Origin of the sequence: Candidatus Cryosericum odellii (genome assembly GCF_003570935.1) — a bacterium.
GTDB classification, from domain to species: Bacteria; Caldisericota; Caldisericia; order Cryosericales; family Cryosericaceae; genus Cryosericum; species Cryosericum odellii.
Genome location: NZ_QXIU01000192.1, coordinates 1 through 3,953 on the forward strand (window position 1 = coordinate 1; position 3,953 = coordinate 3,953).

Consider the following 3,953-nt stretch of genomic DNA (forward strand, 5'->3'; position numbering starts at 1 on the left):
GGTTCCAGAGGGGCCAGTGCTTCTAGCTTGCGTCGCAGCTCGGCGGCGGGTACCAGGCAGTTGTCCTCCCCCAGTGGGCCGATGGGCATGTACTCGATGAAGCGGACCTCGATTGGCAGGCGCCTGGTAAGGTCGAGGTATGGAGCTAAGTCGTCGTTGACGCCACGCAGGACGACGACGTTGAGCTTGATGGGGCTGAACCCTGTGTCGACGGCCGCTTTGAGGCCGGCAAGGGCGGTGTCCAGTGAGCCGAGACGCGTCAGGTGGGCGTAGACGGCGGGGTCCAGCGAGGGAAGGCCGATGTTGACACGTTTCAATCCTGCAGCCTTGAGTTGGCCGGCAAACTGAGGCAGCAGGGTGCCATTGGTGGTGAGCGAGAGGTCCTGCAGGCCGGGGACGGCCAACAACATGCGTACCAGATCCACAATGCCGGGGCGGCGCAGCGGTTCGCCACCGGTGAGACGCACCTTGACGATGCCCTCGGAAACGGCGACGCGCATGAACGCGACGATCTCCTCGAAGCGCAGGATGTCCTCGTGCTCCAGCATGGGCACTCCCTCTTCTGGCATGCAGTAGCGGCATCGCAGGTTGCAGCGGTCGGTGACGGAGATGCGGATGTAGTCGATGGTGCGTCCAAAACGGTCAGTCATCAGTGGTCCTCCGGGAGGTCGGTGAGTTGTACGGTAATGGTTTGACCGGCTTCGACGACGGGCGTATCCTCGGGGAGGACGGCGATGCCTGTCGCAAGCGCCATGGACGTGAGGATGCCGGACCCCTGGGGACCGGTCAGCGCAGCGTGTAGGATTCCGTCACGCTCCTGCAGGCGGACCCGCACAAAATGGGCGCGTCCAGCGTCGGCGCCCTTGGCATAACGTTCGTCGAGAATGGCGGTACGGACAGGACGGTACAGCAGGGTGTGGCCCATCATGCGGCGCACCAGCGGGCGCACGTACTCCTCGGCACAGACCATGCAGGAGACGGGGTTGCCGGGCAGTCCGACGATGCGCTTGGAACCCATGGTCCAGAACGCCATCGGTTTGCCGGGCTTCTGCTTGACGCGCCAGAAGACCAGTGCTGCGCCCATCTCCTGCAAGACATCCTTGACGAAGTCGTAGTCTCCGACTGAGACGCCGCCGTTGGTGAGCACGACGTCGGCCTGAGTGAGAGCCTGTTCGAGCGCGGACCGCACGGCCTCACGCGTGTCGGGTACGCGGGCGAAGACGACTGGTACTGCGCCCATTGCGACGACCTGTGCACGCAGCGAATGTGCGTTGGCATCACGGATCTGTCCGGGTCCAGGCACCAGAGCGACATCGACCAGCTCGCTGCCTGTGGTCAGTATGGCAACATGGGCGCGGGGGTAAACGGTGACAGCGGCATGACCCGCTGCAGCGCAGACGCCGACCTCGCCGGGGCGGAGGACCGTACCCACTCTGAGGACGATGGAGCCGTCCTTCATGTCTTCGCCTGCCCGGCGAACGTTGACACCGGTCTTGAGGGCCAGGAGGATGAGCACGTCGTTGCCTTCAGTGCGGGTCACCTCGACGTGGACGACGGTGTCGGCGCCGTCGGGGAGGGGTGCACCCGTCATGATGCGAATGGCGGTGCCAGGGCGGACCGGCTGTGTGGCGACGCTTCCCGCAGGAACGTCTTCCAGGATGTGCAGGCGGACAGGCGTAGCCTCGGATGCCTGCTGAATGTCGGTGGCGATGACGGCGAACCCGTCCATGGCGGAGTTGGCGAAGGGGGGCACGTTTCCGTGCGCGATCACATCCTCCGCAAGTACCAGTCCCGCAGCCTCGTCGAGCGGCATGGTGACAGGGGCCAGCGGAGTTGTGTGGTCCAGTATCGCTTTCAGCGCTTCCTCGATGTTCAGCATTATTCCTCCCTGGAACGTGAACTGGGAACAGCTCCCAGCCCTACACAAGCAGCTCGCCTGCCACGAAGCGGCGGGTCCGGTCGTCGCGCGGATGGGTGAAGAAGTCGTCGCGTGGCGCCTGTTCTATGATACGTCCCTCGTGCAGGAACGCCACCTGGTCGGCGACACGGCGGGCTTCGAAGATGTCCTGCGTCACGACGACAGCTGTCATGCCCAGGTCGTCCCTCATGTGAAGCAGCAGGTCCTCGAGCAACTTGGTGCCGTAGGGGTCCAGGCTGGCAGACGGCTCGTCGAGGAAGAGCAGTTGTGGCTGCAGAGCGAGGGCGCGGGCTACCGACAGGCGTGCCGCTTCACCGCCGGACAGCGACGAAGCGTGCTGGTGGGCACGCTCTGCGATGCCGACCTCGTGCAGGGCGGCCATGGACCGTTCCTCTGCCTCGGCGTGGCTCATGCCGCGCAGCTGCAGTCCGTACGTCACGTTGCTGAGGACCGAGCTGCTGAAAATCGCCGGGTGTTGAAACGCGAGCAGCATCTGGCGTCGCAGGGGCAGGTAGTGTGGGTCCTGAGCAGGGTTCCTGGTTGAAGCGTCGTAGGTGACGGTCGAGATACCGGGTACAATGCCGTCGTAGCTGACCGTGCCTTCGTCGGCAGATTCCAGCAACCCCAGGATGCGCAGGAGCGTCGTCTTGCCGGCTCCGTTCGTGCCAAGGATGACCGTAATGCTGCGTGCGGGAACGCTGAGGTCGATGTCCCGCAGGACCTCCCGAGTGCCGAAGCGCTTACGTACGCCTCGCGCTGTGATGAGGTCAATCGATGTGGCGGACATTGCCGGTCTCCGACGTGCCCTCGCCCAGACTGGACAGGAGAGCGTTGACGAGAAAAGAGACGAGGAGCAGGATGATGCCCAGCGCGATAGCGCGATCGAAGCTGCCCTCACGAGTCTCGAGGACGAGTGCCGTTGTGAGCGTTCGCGTTGATCCCTCGATGTTGCCGCCTACCAGCATGGCTGCGCCCACCTCACTGATCGCGTTGCCAAATGCCGTAATGACAGCGCCCAGGATCGCGAGGCGTGCCTCGCGGAGCAGGGCGCTGGACGCCTGTGGGCGTGTCGCGCCGAGCGTGAGCGCGAGATCAAAGACGCCCTTGTCGGCTCCGCGCAGTCCAAGAACCGAGAGGCCCACGATGACCGGGAGAGCCAGCGCGATCTGAGCGATCACCATTGCCGTTGGCGTGTAGAGCAACCCCAGCACTCCGAGAGGGCCACTGCGGGACAACAGGAGGTATACCAGGAGGCCCGCCACTACGGGGGGAAACCCCATCAGTGTGTAGACCACGTTCATGACGCCCTGCTTGCCTCGGAAGTGGGAGAATGCGAGCAGGACGCCAAGAGGAAACCCCGCGAGCGCCGACCAGAACAGGGCGCTCAACGTGACGCGGAGGGACGTCCCCAGGGCCTGGTACGTGCCGGGGTCCAGGGAGACGATGAGCCGTACGGCTTGGACGAAGCCCCGGCCGATATCACCCATCGTTGTCCTTCCGCGCCGTTTGCATTCTACTTGGAGATCTCGAGACGGTAGATGTACTTGACAGTATTCACGAGGAACGTACCATTCGTGGTCATGAGAGCCATGAAGCCGTCATNNGTGGCGGTCGCGATAACAGTCAGGCGCTGGGCAGCTGCAAGATCAGGCGAGATGACCTTCAGGATGTCGATGAGCTGGACACCGCCGTACGAAACCGGTGTCAGTGACTGGTTGTTTTGTGGGTAGACCTTGATGGTCGTTACAGGGAACTTGCGCACGTCGTTCAGGCGGTAGGCAATTGTCTTGCCGCTGGGGAGCACGATGTCGAGGCTGCGCGTAGCCTTCCATTCGGTGGAGTCGGGGAAGAAGAGGGTCTGCCCGTACTGCTCGACGCCGAAGCTCTTGATGAGTTCCTGACCGGGCAGGCCGGTCATGAAATCAGCGAATCGAACGGCGAGGTCGACCTTGACCGTTGGGTACTTGGCGGGATTGATGGGCATGAGGCCGTAGGGATTGAGCAGCCCCTGGGACCCCTGGACGAGGATCGGCAG

General features: G+C 63.7%; 4 protein-coding genes. All 4 read right to left on the reverse strand.

Annotated features, from left to right (window positions below; genetic code table 11):
* Positions 1-650, reverse strand: a 650-nt coding sequence (locus tag SMC5_RS07785) for a GTP 3',8-cyclase MoaA (RefSeq protein ID WP_119120257.1), incomplete at its 3' end; no start/stop codon positions are given.
* Positions 650-1,879 (reverse strand): molybdopterin molybdotransferase MoeA, encoded by a 1,230-nt coding sequence (locus SMC5_RS07790; RefSeq protein ID WP_119120258.1) that lies wholly within the window; start codon positions 1,877-1,879, stop codon positions 650-652. The genes SMC5_RS07785 and SMC5_RS07790, both read right to left, overlap by 1 nt.
* 40 nt (positions 1,880-1,919) lie before the next feature.
* A complete protein-coding gene (locus tag SMC5_RS07795; protein ID WP_119120259.1) occupies positions 1,920-2,705 on the reverse strand; it encodes an amino acid ABC transporter ATP-binding protein in 786 nt (261 codons plus the stop codon).
* Positions 2,686-3,405, reverse strand: coding sequence for an ABC transporter permease (locus tag SMC5_RS07800; RefSeq protein ID WP_119120260.1), 720 nt, complete (start codon positions 3,403-3,405; stop codon positions 2,686-2,688). Before SMC5_RS07800 ends, SMC5_RS07795 begins: the two co-directional genes overlap by 20 nt.
* Positions 3,406-3,953: the final 548 nt, after the last annotated feature.